General features: G+C 31.7%; 21 protein-coding genes. 13 read left to right on the forward strand and 8 right to left on the reverse strand.

What is annotated here, in order from left to right; genetic code table 11:
- Window positions 1-68: 68 nt before the first annotated feature.
- The 4 genes from rfbD (at window position 69) to ACE193_RS23520 (ending at window position 3,570) form a co-directional block, all read left to right on the forward strand.
- A complete protein-coding gene (gene rfbD / locus ACE193_RS23505; protein WP_375560624.1) occupies window positions 69-941 on the forward strand; it encodes a dTDP-4-dehydrorhamnose reductase in 873 nt (290 codons plus the stop codon).
- A 15-nt stretch (window positions 942-956) separates the two neighbouring features.
- A complete protein-coding gene (locus tag ACE193_RS23510) occupies window positions 957-1,850 on the forward strand; it encodes a hypothetical protein (protein ID WP_375560625.1) in 894 nt (297 codons plus the stop codon).
- A 16-nt stretch (window positions 1,851-1,866) separates the two neighbouring features.
- On the forward strand, window positions 1,867-2,586 hold the full coding sequence (locus ACE193_RS23515) for a hypothetical protein (protein WP_375560626.1): 720 nt from the start codon (window positions 1,867-1,869) through the stop codon (window positions 2,584-2,586).
- Between the two features lie 147 nt (window positions 2,587-2,733).
- Window positions 2,734-3,570 (forward strand): transposase, encoded by an 837-nt coding sequence (locus ACE193_RS23520; RefSeq protein ID WP_375560627.1) that lies wholly within the window; start codon window positions 2,734-2,736, stop codon window positions 3,568-3,570.
- On the opposite strand, the gene ACE193_RS23525 is transcribed toward ACE193_RS23520, so the two are convergent.
- From ACE193_RS23525 to ACE193_RS23545, 5 genes are all read right to left on the reverse strand, one after another.
- The gene (locus ACE193_RS23525; protein ID WP_375560628.1) at window positions 3,556-3,723 is read right to left on the reverse strand and encodes a BspA family leucine-rich repeat surface protein; all 168 of its coding nucleotides are present in this window, start codon (window positions 3,721-3,723) and stop codon (window positions 3,556-3,558) included. The genes ACE193_RS23520 and ACE193_RS23525 overlap by 15 nt on opposite strands.
- Window positions 3,650-4,387, reverse strand: a complete 738-nt coding sequence (locus tag ACE193_RS23530) for a BspA family leucine-rich repeat surface protein (protein ID WP_375560629.1) — start codon at window positions 4,385-4,387, stop codon at window positions 3,650-3,652. The genes ACE193_RS23525 and ACE193_RS23530 overlap by 74 nt, the downstream gene beginning before the upstream one ends.
- A gap of 129 nt (window positions 4,388-4,516) precedes the next feature.
- Window positions 4,517-4,669, reverse strand: a complete 153-nt coding sequence (locus ACE193_RS23535; RefSeq protein WP_375560630.1) for a hypothetical protein — start codon at window positions 4,667-4,669, stop codon at window positions 4,517-4,519.
- A gap of 56 nt (window positions 4,670-4,725) precedes the next feature.
- Window positions 4,726-6,342, reverse strand: coding sequence for a BspA family leucine-rich repeat surface protein (locus tag ACE193_RS23540; RefSeq protein WP_375560631.1), 1,617 nt, complete (start codon window positions 6,340-6,342; stop codon window positions 4,726-4,728).
- A 174-nt stretch (window positions 6,343-6,516) separates the two neighbouring features.
- A complete protein-coding gene (locus ACE193_RS23545) occupies window positions 6,517-7,722 on the reverse strand; it encodes a BspA family leucine-rich repeat surface protein (RefSeq protein WP_375560632.1) in 1,206 nt (401 codons plus the stop codon).
- Window positions 7,723-8,131: 409 nt separating this feature from the next.
- Between ACE193_RS23545 and ACE193_RS23550 the strand changes: the two genes are divergently transcribed.
- On the forward strand, window positions 8,132-10,792 hold the full coding sequence (locus ACE193_RS23550; RefSeq protein ID WP_375560633.1) for a DNA gyrase/topoisomerase IV subunit A: 2,661 nt from the start codon (window positions 8,132-8,134) through the stop codon (window positions 10,790-10,792).
- A gap of 529 nt (window positions 10,793-11,321) precedes the next feature.
- Here the strand turns inward: ACE193_RS23550 and ACE193_RS23555 are convergent.
- From ACE193_RS23555 to ACE193_RS23565, 3 genes are all read right to left on the reverse strand, one after another.
- Window positions 11,322-11,843, reverse strand: a complete 522-nt coding sequence (locus ACE193_RS23555) for a hypothetical protein (protein WP_375560634.1) — start codon at window positions 11,841-11,843, stop codon at window positions 11,322-11,324.
- A 99-nt stretch (window positions 11,844-11,942) separates the two neighbouring features.
- Window positions 11,943-12,239: a transposase gene (locus ACE193_RS23560; RefSeq protein WP_375560635.1), complete on the reverse strand. Its 297-nt coding sequence runs from the start codon at window positions 12,237-12,239 to the stop codon at window positions 11,943-11,945.
- Between the two features lie 517 nt (window positions 12,240-12,756).
- Window positions 12,757-13,230 carry a hypothetical protein gene (locus tag ACE193_RS23565; protein WP_375560636.1) on the reverse strand — a complete coding sequence of 158 codons (474 nt, stop codon included), beginning with the start codon at window positions 13,228-13,230 and terminating at the stop codon, window positions 12,757-12,759.
- 144 nt (window positions 13,231-13,374) lie between these two features.
- Between ACE193_RS23565 and ACE193_RS23570 the strand changes: the two genes are divergently transcribed.
- From ACE193_RS23570 to ACE193_RS23605, 8 genes are read left to right on the forward strand one after another with little or no spacing between them, the layout of a single operon-like run.
- Window positions 13,375-13,581, forward strand: a complete 207-nt coding sequence (locus ACE193_RS23570) for a hypothetical protein (RefSeq protein WP_375560637.1) — start codon at window positions 13,375-13,377, stop codon at window positions 13,579-13,581.
- Window positions 13,574-13,762 (forward strand): hypothetical protein, encoded by a 189-nt coding sequence (locus ACE193_RS23575; RefSeq protein ID WP_375560638.1) that lies wholly within the window; start codon window positions 13,574-13,576, stop codon window positions 13,760-13,762. The genes ACE193_RS23570 and ACE193_RS23575 overlap by 8 nt, the downstream gene beginning before the upstream one ends.
- A gap of 5 nt (window positions 13,763-13,767) precedes the next feature.
- Window positions 13,768-13,920 carry a hypothetical protein gene (locus tag ACE193_RS23580; protein ID WP_375560639.1) on the forward strand — a complete coding sequence of 51 codons (153 nt, stop codon included), beginning with the start codon at window positions 13,768-13,770 and terminating at the stop codon, window positions 13,918-13,920.
- Window positions 13,907-14,101 carry a hypothetical protein gene (locus ACE193_RS23585; protein ID WP_375560640.1) on the forward strand — a complete coding sequence of 65 codons (195 nt, stop codon included), beginning with the start codon at window positions 13,907-13,909 and terminating at the stop codon, window positions 14,099-14,101. Before ACE193_RS23580 ends, ACE193_RS23585 begins: the two co-directional genes overlap by 14 nt.
- Complete coding sequence (locus ACE193_RS23590; protein WP_375560641.1) at window positions 14,091-14,363, forward strand: hypothetical protein; 273 nt, start codon at window positions 14,091-14,093, stop codon at window positions 14,361-14,363. Before ACE193_RS23585 ends, ACE193_RS23590 begins: the two co-directional genes overlap by 11 nt.
- Complete coding sequence (locus ACE193_RS23595; RefSeq protein WP_375560642.1) at window positions 14,353-14,808, forward strand: hypothetical protein; 456 nt, start codon at window positions 14,353-14,355, stop codon at window positions 14,806-14,808. The genes ACE193_RS23590 and ACE193_RS23595 overlap by 11 nt, the downstream gene beginning before the upstream one ends.
- Window positions 14,805-15,008, forward strand: coding sequence for a hypothetical protein (locus ACE193_RS23600; RefSeq protein ID WP_375560643.1), 204 nt, complete (start codon window positions 14,805-14,807; stop codon window positions 15,006-15,008). Before ACE193_RS23595 ends, ACE193_RS23600 begins: the two co-directional genes overlap by 4 nt.
- Window positions 15,005-16,138, forward strand: coding sequence for a hypothetical protein (locus ACE193_RS23605; RefSeq protein ID WP_375560644.1), 1,134 nt, complete (start codon window positions 15,005-15,007; stop codon window positions 16,136-16,138). The genes ACE193_RS23600 and ACE193_RS23605 overlap by 4 nt, the downstream gene beginning before the upstream one ends.
- The last annotated feature ends 52 nt before the right edge of the window (window positions 16,139-16,190 follow it).

A 16,190-nucleotide genomic window follows, 5' to 3' on the forward strand; every position in this document is an offset into this window, starting at 1 on the left:
AGCTTCCAAGCTGTTTTTAAAAAAATCAGACAGCTTGGAAGCTATCTGCTACTTAAAATATATAACCTATGATTTTAGTAACAGGAGCAAACGGACAATTAGGACAAGAACTTCAAGCCTTAAAAAAAGCCTACCCTTTTGATTTTCATTTTACTGATTTTGAAAAGCTAGATATTACACACTCAAAGCGAGTAAACGAATTATTCGAACTTCAACATTTTGATTATTGTATCAATGCAGCAGCTTATACAGCCGTTGATAACTCTGAAAATGATAAATTGGCAGCTTATGAAGTCAATGTGGTAGGAACAACAAATCTTGCCAAAGCATGTGAAAAACACGGTGTGCGTTTGATTCATATTTCGACAGATTTTGTTTTTGATGGCAAAAAAAACACGCCTTATACAGAAAATGATATACCTAATCCAAAGGGAGTTTATGGAACTTCTAAGTGGCAAGGAGAAAAAAATGCGTTATTGTATAATCCACACACTATTATTTTGAGAACAGCATGGCTTTATTCTTCTTTTGGTAAAAATTTCATCAAAACAATGCTTTCTCTGACTGATAAAAACCCTTTAAATGTAGTCTATGACCAAATAGGAAGCCCAACTTATGCACGAGATTTGGCAGATACAATTCTTCAAATTATCCTTAGTATGGAAGGTAAAAAGTTTGTTGAGCCTCATTTGTGGGGAACATATAATTATACTAATGAAGGTATCGCCAGTTGGTATGATTTTGCCCAATCTATTTTTGAATTTTCAAAACAAACAAAAGACAAAAAAGTCAATTTGCAGCCTATTCGTTCAGTACAATTTCCAACCCCAGCAGAGCGTCCTTCGTATAGTGTATTAGATAAATCTAAAATCAAACAGAATTTTGATATCGAAATTCCTCATTGGAGAGATGCTTTGAAGCGTTGTTTGAAAAAAATGTAATTCAAAGTTATCTAAATGCACATCCACAAAATAAATCCCACTTCACAAGAACACCAAAGTTTCCTAGCCCAAAATAGAAAAGACCCTATTACAGGAGATTCTATTTTAGAAGGCGATGAGGTGGTTTTTTGTGCAAGTTGTAAATCTGTTTTTTTACGTGATACGTGGGAGTATTTGGGAAATCAGCATTGTGAGCAGAGTGAAACTCTGATTGATTTTCCTTTGAGTTCTGTGATATTAGATTTAGTGAGTAAAGAGGATATTTTTTTTTACACCCATTTATATACATATGATAAAGGTCAAAGTTATATTCCTAACCTTTATCCTGAATGGAAAATCACAAAAAGAGAACTTTCAGAGTATCATTACTTTTTTAATGGCGCACCTATTTACTTAATTTCTCTTTCATTATTTGTAATTGGAGGAGTGATGGCTTATATAACAAATTCATTCGCTTTTTATGGAGGAATGATACTTTCTTTTATTGCACTTATGTCTAGTGGTTGGCATAATGTAAAGTATGGCAAAAAATTAGAAAGCATTCACAAAAATTTTAAAAATAATGTATTCTTTTTTTCTACAAAAGGAATTGGATTTAGTAGTAGTTATGGTATGAAAGAATCTACATTGAATGCTAATCATATTCAATCATTAGAATTTAATTTTGCTAAAACTATTTTTTCAGTAAGTCATTGTATAATACACGATATAGACGGAGCAAAAATAAAATTTCATATAAATGATTTTTTCAAGCAAGGAACAGATATAGAGTTTTTAAATGCTTTAGACAAGTTTAGTTCCCTGTTTTCTATTCCCATTCATTTAAAGATAAATAGTAATGAGCGTTATAAAAGTGCCATAGATTTTGTAAATTCAACAAAGAATAGAATAACTATTTCTATCAAGTAAAGATATTGTTCAAAAAATGCACATCCACAAAATAAGCTCAAATTTTAAAGAACACCAAAATTTCCTAGCTCAAAATAGAAAAGACCCCATTACAGGCGATTTTATTTTGGAGGGCGATGAGGTGGTTTTTTGTGCGAGTTGTAAATCTGTTTTTTTACGTGATACATGGGAGTATTTGAGAAAACAGCATTGTGAGCAGTCTGAAACATTGGTTGATTTTCCAATGTATAACACTTTACATTTGGAAGTAGAAAGTAAAATTTTATTCTATCATAAACCCACAACCACACAAGAAAACATAGGCATTCCTTCATTAGTCAAAGATAGTCCTTGGTTTACTAAATACACAACTATCTCTCCTTTTCAGAGCTATTTTAATAAGTTACCATTTATCTTGACCTTCTTTAGTGTCTTTGTTATAGGAGTGATTCTACAAATAGTAATGAGACCTCTTGATATAATGCCTTATGCTTTTGGTTTTATGATGTTTATGATGGCTTCTTATGCAGCTCATGAATTTTACTTTGGTTCAAGGCTTAAAACTACTCATAAAAAATTTACACGCAATGTGTTTTATATTACTAGAGATTCAATAGGATTTTCTCTCCCTTATGGTAGAAAAGAATATGTCCTACCCATACCTTATATAAAAGAGATGTATTTTTATGAGGAAAGAAAGATTTTAGACAAAAATTATTGTAAAATAACCTATAATGCGAATAAGGAGTTAAATTAAAGATAGATTTGTTTTTTTTAATTTCTTGATTTTCAATTAGTTATAAACTAAAAAAACAGACTAAGCAGTTTAGCCGTTTTAGATTTTATGCATGAACTAAAACTAATTTCGCTTTACTACAAAGTCTGTGAATTATACAACTCGACTTTGCAATATAATATTCAACGTTTCAGTAACAACGGTAATAAAGGAAATATTACTGATGAAGAACTGATTACAATGCATTTATTTGCTCAAATTTATGAACAGAAACACGAAAAAAAACAAGTCTATGACTACATCAAAAATCATTGGTTAGCTTGGTTTCCTACTTTGCCAAGCTACCCAACTTTTTGCAATCGTCTGAACAATTTAACGGGAGCTTATGAGCATTTTATTATTCATATTTTTGATAGTTTGCCTCCAAGCACACAGCAAGAATTGCGTATTATTTTAGGAGATTCAATGCCTATCATAACTTGTTCTGGTAAAAGAAAAAACAAGGTAGCTACTCATATATGCGATAAATCGTATTGTGCAAGTAAAAGTGTATGGTATCAAGGCGTTAAATTACATCTTTTAGCAGACCGTAGAAAAGGCACATTACCAATGACTGTCTATATCAAAATAACACCTGCATCTGTTCACGATTTGACAGCCGTTAGAGAAGCTATTAAAAAGGAAGAAAACACTATTTTTGTGCTAGATAAAGCCTATTGTGATGAAAAATTATCAAAAGAATTGCATAAGAAAAACTCTTGTTTATTTACACCAGAAAAAGGCAAGAAAAATACACCTAAAACACTCAAACAGATGGATTTTGCTTTCAAAAAACAACTTAACACAGCAGTCGCAAAGATTAGACAACCTATTGAATCAGCTTTTAATTGGATACATCAAAAAACAAATATTCAAAATGCTGCTAAAATTAGGTCAGAAAAAGGATTATGGTTACATATTTTTTCTAAATTAACGGCTGCATTCATCATTCTAACAGAATTTTAACCCCTTATTCGCATTAGAAGTATTCCAGTTGCCAATAGGCTGATTGAACGAAGCAGCTTTATAAAACATAGTACTCATACTAATTACATTTGAAGTATTCCAATTTCCGATAGGTTGATTGAATGAAGTTGCTGTATGAAACATTCCTCCCATACCAGTTACATTTTGTGTGTTCCAGTTGTTGATTGGTTGATTGAATGAATGAACTAGCTCTAAGAAATATAGAAGTCATATCTGTCACATTTTGTGTATTCCAGTTTCCAATGGGTTGATTAAATGAAGTTGCTTCATAAAACATAAAACTCATATTAGTTACATTTTGTGTATCCCAGTTTCCAATGGGTTGATTAAATGAAGTTGCAGCACTAAACATACTACTCATATTTGTTACTTTTTGTGTATTCCAGTTTTCAATGGGTTGATTGAATGAACTAGCTGTATCAAACATAATACCCATATTAGTTACATTCTGTGTATTCCATTTTCCAATGGGTTGATTGAATGAACTAGCTGTATGAAACACCCCAGACATATCAGTTACCTTTGAAGTATTCCAATTATTTATAGTGGTATTTCCATCAAATTTTTTACATAAAAAAAACATATAAGACATGTTTTTTACTTCTGTTAAGTTAGGAATATCAGTAGCATTATAAGTTAAATTTTTACATCCATCGAAAGCATTTTTCATAGATTTCCATTTTATTTCTCCCCATTCTTCAAGTGTTTGTAACTTAGAATTTTCTTTTGAATTATACTCAATCCAATCATGTAAAAACTCAAATTCATCTCTTTTTTTCTTATAGATACTATTCATATAAAAATGAGGAAAATTACCTGTTATGGCTATTTCATAAATACTATTATTCTCTAAATTTTCAATAGAATAATTTCCTTTTATATTTGTTTCAGAGCCATCTCCGACTCCTTTGTTAGTAAGATTTGTTCACTTAATATCATAATTATACTCCAAACTATCATTTGTGGGAATGGTAATTTTTGTATCTGTGGTTATCCACTTAGTACGGAAAGATTGAGCATTAATGCTATTTGTAATTAGACAAGCAAAGCAACAAACAATAAAAAAGATATTTTTCATAAGTGTAATATTTTTTTTTAAGCAATTAAAAATAATGTTGAATAGCAATCTTTCTTTTACTCTTCACAGTTAAGTTCATCGCCTTCTATTGTCCAGCCATATTCATCAATAAGTTTTTGGCGAGCTTCTTTTGATTTGCAGTATTTCAGACCATTTGAGTTTATATTAATATTTCTAGGTATAATTGTATTTTTAACCCAACTTATCAGAGTAGCATCATAATTTTCTAGACTTAAATTTGAATCACTAAACATATCTCTCATAGTAGTTATATTTTCTATATTCCATTTTCCAATAGGTTGATTAAATGCTTTAGCATGCCAAAACATTTTACTCATATTAGTTACGTTTTCTGTATTCCATTTGCTAATGGGTTGATTGAATAGAGTATTAGAATAAAACATGTTACTCATATTTGTTACATTTTGAGTATTCCAATTTTCAATTGGTTGGTTGAAAGAAGAATTATAAGCAAACATATAACTCATATTTGTTACATTTTGAGTATTCCAATTTTCAATTGGTTGATTAAAAGAAATAGTATTGAAAAACAGTTCGCTCATATCTGTTACGTTTGAAGTGTTCCACTTTTCAATAGGTTGATTAAATGAAGTAGTATTTTGAAACATTCCACTCATATTTGTTACATTTTCGGTATTCCACTTTTCAATGGGTTGATTGAACAAACTAGCATGCTTGAACATATCAGACATATCTGTTACATTTTGAGTATTCCATCTTTGAAGAGCTTGATTAAATACAGTAGAAGAAAACATTCCACACATAGTTTTTACGTTTGAAGTATTCCACTTTTCAATGGGTTGATTGAATGACAGAGTAGTGGAAAACATATAATTCATATTTTCTACTTTTTGAGTATTCCAATTTCCAATAGGTTGATTGAATGACAGAGAATACATAAACATTTTACTCATATCAGTTACATTTTGGGTATTCCAGTTTCCAATAGGTTGATTGAAAGAAGTACTACCCCAAAATACACTATTCATTAGTATTACATTTGAAGTATTCCACTTTTCAATAGACTGATTAAAAGAAGTAGATCCTTCAAACATATGACTTATATCAGTTACATTTGAAGTATTCCAATTTCCAATAGGCTGATTAAAATAAATAGCTTTATAAAACATATAACTCAAGTTTGTTATATTACTTATATTCCATTCATTCATAGTAGAGTTTCCATCAAATTTTTCGCAATCAGCGAACATAAAAGACATATCTGTTACTTCTTTTAAATTAGGAATATCAGTAGCTTTAGAAGTGATATTAGTACAACCACTAAAACTATTTTTCATAGATTGCCACTTTATAGCTCCCCATTCTTCAATCGTTCGAATTTTGAATTTTTCTGTATAATTACTATTCATATAAAAATGAGGAAACTGTCCATTGATAGCTACTTCATAAACGCTACTATCTTCTAAGTTTTGGATAGTGTACTTTCCTTTTACTTTTTTGGCAGAACCATCTCCTACTCCTTTATTTGTGAGGTTTTTCCAAGTAATAGAATAATTGTACTCCAAACTATCATTTGTAGGAATGATAATTTGTTGGTCTGTGGTTATCCACGTAGTACGGAAGGATTGAGCATAAATGCTATTTATTGCTAAAAAAATGCAGCAAAGAACAGTTGAAAAGATATTTTTCATAAGTGGAATTTAAAATTGAGAAGAATAATTAAGACCTATTAACAGTCTAAAATATAAAAATAATGGAATAAATATCGTTGCGTTCTAATCAAAATATCGAAAACTGACTTTATAAAACAAAAAAAGGCAACCACATTTGTAGTTGTCTTTTCTTATTTTATGGGGTTTTGTGTTTTAGTCTTCTTCACAAGAAAGTTCATCGCCTTTTATTTGCCAATTATATTTAGAAATAAGTTTTTTTCGTGCTTTTTTAGATTTGCAATATTTCAATCCTTCTGCATCTATCCTAACTGTCTTTGGTATTTTTTCTCCTTTCTTAATAGTAGCCCAACCTAAAAGAGTTGCATCATAGTTTTTTTGACTCATACCACAACTGTCTAGCATATCCATCATACTATCCCCTTGACCAACTATTCTAAAGCCTATTTCATTTCTTTCTTCATAAGGCACTATATTACTAATATTCCAGGCTCCAAGAGATTGATCAAATGAAATAGCACTTTTAAACATTTCATGCGTATCTCTTACATTCTTTGTATTCCACTTTCCAATAGGTTGATTGAATGATAAAGCATTAGAAAACATACCATGCATATTTGTTACATTTTCTGTATTCCAATTTTCTATGGGTTGATTAAATGATATAGCATCAGAAAACATAAGAGCCATGTCTTTTACATTCTTTGTATTCCACTTTCCAATATACTGATTAAATGAAGTGGCATGACTAAACATAAAACTCATATCAGTTACACTTTGAGTATCCCACTGATCAAGAGGCTGGTTAAATGAACTAGCACCAGAAAACATCAAGTTCATATCTTTTACATTTTTTGTGTTCCACTTTCCGATAGGCTGATTAAACAAAACTGCTTCATAAAACATTCCCCACATGTTAGTTACATTTTCTATATTCCAATCATTCAAAGTAGCATTACCCTTAAAATTCTTGCACTCAGAAAACATAGCAGACATATCAGTTACATTTTCTAAATTGGGAATATCAGTAGCGTTATAAACTAAATTTTCGCAGCCTCTAAAAGTATTTGCCATAGATTGCCATTCAATTTCTCCCCATTCTTCTAGTGTTTGAAGTTTAAAGTTAGGTTTAAAACTGTCCATGTAGAAACGAGGAAAAATTCGTGTAATAGCTATTTCATAAATACTACCATTTTCCAAGTTTGTAATTATACAATTATCTTTTTGGTTTTGAGCAGAACCATCCCCTACTCCTTTATTAGTGAGGTTTTTCCAAGTGATGTCATAATCATAATCCAATTTGTCATTTGTACGAATCGTAATTGTTGAGTCAGTAGTTTTCCAAGTAGTACGGAAGGCTTGAGAATAAGTAGTATTTGTAGTGAGAAAAAAGAGAATCAAAATTGATAAATAGAATAAAAACACATTTTTCATAAACAGCAAAAGTAAATTTGGTATTAGGAACTAAGATTATTTAAAAATCAAAAATATACAAAATTAATGTAATCAGAATGATTGTGTTAGAAACTGACTTTTTAAATTTGAAATTCTTAAATCATTTTTTCGTAATTTCGCATTCTCAAATTTTACTACAAAAATATTTTGCTAAATAATTTAGCATTTATCAAAAAAAATAGCTATTTTTGTATTCTCAAATCAACTCAAAACAAATAAGATATTTTTTGACTAATATTTTTAGCAAAAAGTATTTTGTTTCTAGTTCAAACTAGAAATAAGCAGACTTAACATTCTACTAAAACAAAACTTGCCGTTGTTGGTGTCCCCACCAACAACATCAAATATAAAATATATGAGCGCAGATAATACAAACGGACACGCAGACGACGAATCATTACAAGAACACGCAGAAGATTTTAATGCCCTCAATGGAGGTGGTGTTTCTGATGTTTTACCTGTTTCGGGGCTGTATCAAAACTGGTTTTTAGATTATGCTTCGTATGTAATTTTGGAACGTGCTGTTCCTCGCATAGAAGATGGTTTGAAGCCTGTGCAGCGACGACTTATGCACGCCATGAACGAAATGCATGACGGTCGTTATCACAAAGTGGCAAATATTATTGGTCAGACGATGCAGTACCACCCACATGGCGATACATCTATCGGAGATGCACTTGTGAATATGGGACAAAAAGATTTGCTCGTTGATGCTCAAGGAAACTGGGGAGATGTGCGTACTGGCGACGGTGCAGCAGCTTCTCGTTATATTGAAGCACGACTTTCTAAGTTTGCAACTGATGTTTTATTCAATCCTCAAACTACCGATTGGCAGCTTACGTATGATGGAAGAAAGCGTGAACCGATGGCTTTGCCTGTAAAATTTCCGTTGCTCTTGGCGCAAGGTGTTGAGGGTATTGCAGTTGGTCTTTCTACCAAAATTCTTCCTCATAATTTCAATGAACTTATAGATGCTTCGATTGATGCGTTGAGAGATAAAAAAATAAATCTTTATCCCGATTTTCCAACAGGAGGATATATCGATATAGAAAACTATAACGGAGGAAAGCGTGGTGGAAAAGTCCGTGTACGTGCTAGAATGGAACAATTTGATAAAACGACTTTAGTTATTCGTGATATTCCTTTTGGTACGACAACGACAAGTTTGATTGATTCTATCTTAAAAGCAAATAACAAAGGAAAGGTCAAAATAAAGCAAGTAATCGATAATACGGCTGCTGAAATAGAGATTTTGGTAAAACTTGCCCCTGGAATTTCGCCTGATGTTACGATGAGTGCTTTGTATGCTTTTACGGATTGTGAAGTTTCTATTTCGCCAAATGCGTGTGTAATTATTGCAGACAAACCTCATTTTATTGATGTCAATGAAATGCTCAAAACATGTGCAGATTTTACAAGAGAATTATTAAAAAGAGAGTTAGAAATTAGAGAAGGAGAGCTATTAGAAAAAATATTTTTCTCGTCTTTAGAACGTCTTTTTATTGATGAGAAAATTTATAATCGAATAGAAGATGCTGAAACATGGGAAATGGTTATCCAAACAATTCATGAAGGATTAGCACCGTTCAAAGACCAATTATACAGAGAAATTACAGATGATGATGTCATAAAATTGACAGAAATTAAAATCAAAAGAATTTCGAAATACGATACTTCAAAGGCAGACGATTTGCGTTTAAAAATGGAAACAGAGCTAAAAGAAGTTCGTTACAATCTTGAAAATATTACGCCTTATTCGATTGATTATTATAAAGAATTAAAGAAAAAATACGGAAAAGGAAGAGAACGTAAAACTCAAGTTTCTTCATTTGATAACATTGAAGCAAGTGTAGTAGCTGCCAATAATGCGAAATTATACGTAAATCGTAAAGAAGGTTTTATTGGAATCGGACTCAAAAAAGATGAATTTGTTGAGGAATGTTCTGATTTGGATGATATTATCATTTTTAGAGAAGATGGTGTTATGCAAGTGGTAAAAGTGGCTGATAAGGTTTTTGTAGGAAAAAACATCATTCACGTTGATGTGTATAGAAAAGGCGATGAGAGAATGGTTTACAACATGTCATATTTAGATGGAAAAACAGGAACAAGTTATGTAAAACGTTTTCAAGTTTTGGGAGTAACTCGTGAGAGAGAATACAACCTTGCCAGCGACCACAAATTATCTAAAGTTCATTATTTTTCTGCTAACCCAAATGGAGAAGCTGAAGTAGTAAATATTCTTTTGTCAAATGCCTGTAAAGCCAAAAACAAGAGTTTTGATTTTGATTTTGCCGAATTAGACATCAAAGGGCGTGGTGTAAAAGGAAATCAACTTACAAAATATCCTGTTCGTAGAATTAAACTTGCCAAAGAAGGAGAATCTACACTTGGGGCATTAGAAATTTATTATGATGCAGTAACAGGAACACTCAATAAAGACGAAATAGGCGAAAAGCTAGGCGAGTTTGATAATGAAGATACTATTTTAGTGATTTATAAAGATGGAAGCTACGAACAAACAAACTTTGAACTTACCAATCGTTATGATGTAAAACGAGTGTTAGCTATTAAAAAATTCAATCCAAAAGCTGTTATTTCGGCTGTTTATTACGATGGAAAATCTAAAACACATTTTATAAAGCGTTTTAGAATAGAAACGACAACAGTTTCAAAAGAATTTGACTTTATCCCAGAGCATCAGAAATCAGAAGTTTTGGCTGTTCATTTTGAAAATGAAGAAAGTAAAAACTCTCAGAGTAATCTAAAGGTTGAAATTTTCTACCAACAAAATCGTAAGAAGTTCAAAATCTCTTATCTACTTCATACCTTAGAAGACATAAAAGGTTGGAGAGCATTAGGACGAAAATTAGAAGAACCAGCTATTTATAAAGCTAACTTTGTAGTTCCAAAACCTTCAGCAGCAGAATCTTTATTTGACCCAACTGTAAAAGGAGATGTAAAAAAGGGTGATTCTGAAAGTGAAAAAGGAAAAGATGATTCGCTTTTTGGATAGTTTTTTCTGTATCTTGGTGTAAGAATAAAAAAAATGGTGGTGTTGTAAAAAGTATGATACGTATTTGTATTTTTGTCGTTGGTGGACTTAGAAAGAACAGAAGAAATATCATACTTTGTGTAGCACCTCCAAAAAAATAACAAAGAACACTACTGGAAATTTTTCTATTGTTTCCGTTTGCTCACAATGCAGTTTACCCAAATATTCCCAACAATTCCCAACAATTCCCAACAATTCCCAACAATTCCCAACAATTCCCAACAATTCCCAACAATTCCCAATGTAACACGAATTCAATCTCAAAGCTATGATTTAGTCATTTTTTTGCTAAAAAAATCAACATTTAAGAGAGTTTAAAGCTACTTTTTCAAATTTTTGAATCCTAGAAAGGCGTTTTATTGCTAATTTAATTTACATTGGGAACTGCTGGGCGAACATAAGTCTGATAAAGACTATCAAAAGTGGAATCGTTCATGAAAAAAGAAGAGAAAGAAAGCTCAAAAATAAATAATATGTTTTACATTGGGAATTACTGGATATAGACAGTCATTGGTAATGTGCCTTTTCTACGGTCTGCTAAAAGATGTAATTTAACGCCTTGATACCATACACTTTTACTTGCACAATACGATTTATCGCATATATGAGTAGCTACCTTGTTTTTTCTTTTACCAGAACAAGTTATGATAGGCATTGAATCTCCTAAAATAATACGCAATTCTTGCTGTGTGCTTGGAGACAAACTATCAAAAATATGAATAATAAAATGCTCATAAGCTCCCGTTAAATTGTTCAGACGATTGCAAAAAGTTGGGTAGCTTGGCAAAGTAGGAAACCAAGCTAACCAGTGATTTTTGATGTAGTCATAGACTTGTTTTTTTTCGTGTTTCTGTTCATAAATTTGAGCAAATAAATGCATTGTAATCAGTTCTTCATCGGTAATATTTCCTTTATTACCGTTGTTACTGAAACGTTGAACATTATATTGCAAAGTCGAGTTGTATAACTCACAGACTTTGTAGTAAAGCAAAATTAGTTTTAGGTCATGCATAAAATCTAAAACGGCTAAACTGCTTAGTCTGTTTTTTTTAGTTTATAACTAATTGAAAATCAAGAAATTAAAAAACAAATCTATCTTTAATTTAACTCCTTATTCACATAAATAATATGTCCATAAATTCTTCCAACTTTCCAATTTTGACCATTTGTTATAGTAATAATAGACTGTATTCCAGCTAATTGAGATTCTACCAAAAAATTGTTTGATAGGTAATTCTCTCCATTGAGTGCCTGTTTTAAGACGATAAATGATAGTTTTAACAATACGCCAAAGAGCAATTTTAGGTTTATGTCCTTTTTTAAATTGAGTTAAATAGGGTAAAATATTTTCTGTTATTTTTTTTTTGATAAGTTTACGTACATAGGGGTAAAGTGTTAGAAATTGCAAATGTAAAGATTTACAAGGATAACTATTTTATCTCTTTTTTGAAAAAAAAGAGCCTATTCTTAAACAGCTTCTATTTACCCTTTGACATGCTTTATCAAAATACTCTGGTAGTACACGTTCTCCTGTATCTAATCGAAGTCTATTCCCTTTAAAAAAAGACATGACAAGTTTGCACCTTCCGTCTTTCAGTGGGTGTCTCTCAAGAATATTGATTTTAGCCTCGTTAATTTGAACTTTTGCCATAGGTGTCGGTGGAGTATAATGAATGTCGGAATCTAAGGTTTTATACCTTTTTTTAGACCTTTAGATTCTATACAAATATACTAAAAACACGCTTTAAAGCAAAATAAAAGGCATATCAGTTAAGATATGCCTTTAGTTTTGTGGAGCTGGTGGGAGTCGAACCTATTACTTTTTTCGTCTTTAACACACTTTTTTTTATGTGTGTTACCCAGCGTGTTATCAAAATATGGTAGTTGTTTTGGTTTTGCCAAAACAGGCGTATCTAATTTTGTATTTAATCTATAAAAGTCTTTCTCAGTTCATTTTTAGAAGTAAATACAAAACTACCTACTAGATACGCCTTACGCTTTCCCAAATCTAGTTTCGATAAATCTAGTTTATCAGAGTTTTGCAGTAAGAAGCCATACATTAGATTCATTTTACTTTGAATATCTATTATGGTTCTTTCTAGTTTGCTTACTTTCTCTTTATAGTATTCTTTTTCTTTTTCAGCTTCTTTGAACTTTTCCTTCCATTCTAAATTGCTATCTGATTCAGATTTCAACATTTCTCCTTCTCCAAAGAGTAGCCACTCGCTACTAATTTGTTTCTGACGGACATAATTAATTATGCCTTCATTAATAGTTTTTACCTTACCTCTTTCAATTAAGCTAATTGTACCCACAGAATTTTGTGTGTTTGTAGCAAACTCTTCTTGGCTTTCACGTAAAAACTTTCTAGTTTCTTTTAGTCTAATCGATTGATTCATAATAATTTATTATTTATGTATGAAAAATAGGTCATTTTTTTTAAAAAATTGTTTGATAACTAATAACTTTTTATTAGTTTTGTCGTATAGATACTAACAATATACACAAAAATACGAAATTATCTGTAAAAAGTTTTGAATCATATGAAAAAGACAGCATCAGACTTAACTAGCATAGGAGCGAGAAATATCAATCGTAAACTCAAAATAGACTTTTTGAGGGTATTAGAAGAGGAAAAAATAGGGCATCAATCCGATTTTTTTGTATGGACAATGCAAGTAGCTATTGAGCATCAAAATGAATTCTTCAACTTCCTAAGAGGAAAAAAAATAATAGGAAATTATGAATAACCCACAATATACCGAAGCTCAAAAAGCAAAGTTGTACGAACTAAACTGCGAGTATGACAGATATTCGCAACAAATGAAGGCAGCAAAATATGAAAAGGACACACAACTGTATAAAATTTTAAAACAACTACGAGACGAAGTGCTACGACAGAAAAAAGCAATCAGAGAATCCAAACAATAACTACAATGAAAACAGCTTATCAAACCTTTTTAGAAAATCAAAAACCAAGTAGCAAAGTAAAATTTGCAGAAAGAGAAAAACAGAACTTTCATAAACATAGCCTTGCTTATAAAATCCATTCAGACACACTAAAAAAGCTGCAAGATGAAAGCAAATAAAAACCCTCATTATTATCAGAGTAAAAATTTACGACAACGAATAATTAGTTTGTACGAACAAGCCATACAAGAATCTACTAACCCACGACAACAAGAAATTTATCAGCGTTGGATAAGTTGGTTGAAGGAAAAAGAAATTTTAAGTCAAGCACAACACTATAATAACTCCTATGAAAACTAACCCTACTAAGTCTTTATCTGAAATGAAAACCTATCAGAAAAAAGAGTGCGCCAAAAAGATAGAAGATGCAAGAAAGAAAATAACAGAGCATTTACAGCTTATACAAATGTGTAAAAAACAAGCTAAACCGATGCCTTCCTTTTTGGCTACAAGTAGCTTTTTCGAAACATTGTTTGAAGCCTGTGAAATTTCGCTTGATGCCTTGCACGGTACACAAATTGAATTATTTACACGACTTAATCCGAATCAAAATGCACACTAGAGAAGAACGTATCGATTACCAATACCAAAAACTAGCTTATCATTTCAAAAGGCTATTAGGATATGGAGAGACGAATGAAACAATACTACAAAAGATGCTTATGAGCCAAACGAGTATTGTACCAATAGAAAAAAGCGAGAAGGAAGAAGAAAAGCCAATTATTGAATTAAAAGGCTACTTGAAATATGTAAAAGAATGGAACAAGCTAGAGCATCAATCTATGTTTGTTAAGAACGGAGAAGAGCAATCTTCTATTCAACTTTTCTTCCCTTTGGGCGATGATGAATTAGACAACCAAAATTATTTAATTCGTCTGCAAAATATGGAAGTACAAAAGATAAAAGTAGATATTAAAGCCTTTCAGACTGGTTTTACAAAAACAGATAAACCAAAAATGGAAGTCCTCTCAATTAGTAGTTGTGCAATGAACTCTTTAAAGATATGATTTACCTCGTTAGCTTTTTACTCTTTATTTGTCTCTTTTTCTTAATCAAAAAGCAGTTACAAATACGAGCCTTGAACCGAAAACTTTTGAGCTACGAACTCAAAAGGGAAAAGATGAGAACAGCCATTTCACAGAAAATAACTGAAAAAGGACTGGATATAGATTTAGGAGAATTAGACTTTTTACTCAAACACCTATGAAACCACACGAAATATTTGAGAACCATCAAGGAAAGCTATTTAATGAATACAACGATAATTCATTAGTAGAAAAAGCCTATGAAACCTACCGAGACAAAACGTTTTTAGAAGCGAATAAAGGTAGATATTCAGTATTCAATATCACAAGCTATATTTTTCAGATGCTTTCTTGTTTGTTTGCAGCAACATTTATGTACTTGAAAGTGTGTAGTCCGTTAGTGCCTTCATTTTTAGGAGAAGATATAAAAATGATTGCAGCAGGAATATTGACAGCTTTTTTCCTTATGGTCATTGAATATACCAAGCGCATTTTTATAATGCCTTTTGTGGAGAGTATCATAAAATCAAAGTCTATCAAAAATGGTCATCGTATCAAATTTGAGTATCTACTTATCAATATTCCTTTACTTGCCTTATCTGTTTACACCAGCGCAGCAGGAGCAGAATTATTCGTAAAGGAGCAGACCGACAATACCCAAGAAATTAAGAGTGTTTTTGTGAGCCAAAAGGATAGTATTAACAATCTCTATACGCCACAAATCACACAAACTCAAAAGTCTATTCAAGACCTTACGGATAGATTGAGTAAAAGAAAGTGGGGATTTACAAAAGAAGAGAGCCAAATTTTACAGACTACACAGGAGCAGCTCAAAACTCTACAAGCTCAAAGAGATAAAGCAGTATCAGAACTCAAAGAAACAGAATTTCAAACCCTCACAAAAAACGATACAGATACAGGACAAACAGCAAAGTTTGTATTAATAGGTTCTTTGGTTTGTGAGTTAGCAGGTATTTTTTGTATTGCGTGGTGTGCCTTTTTCTTTGGGAAAGTCTTTGTAGAAGCCTATCATATTGCCCAATTTCAAAAGACTACTTCTCAATATATAGACAGCAAGGAAGGAGCAGTAAAAGATGAGCCACAAGAACCACAAAAAAAAAGCCGTTCAAGCCTTGTAAACGATGCAAAAAAGACATCAGTGAGCGACGAGAAAACGCCAAGTTTTGCAGCCCAAAATGTAGGCACAAGTGGCATAACAGAAAAAGAAACAGCGTTTCAAACACAAAGTCCAACAGACTTTCCAACAGTATTCCGAAGGCTGAACGGAACAAAAAAATCAGCACCGAGCTAAGCGTGTTTTCTGACACGCAAAGTACACGTTTTGACACGGATAAACACGCAAT

It is taken from the genome of Bernardetia aquimarina (genome assembly GCF_042180575.1).
Classification (GTDB): domain Bacteria; phylum Bacteroidota; class Bacteroidia; order Cytophagales; family Bernardetiaceae; genus Bernardetia.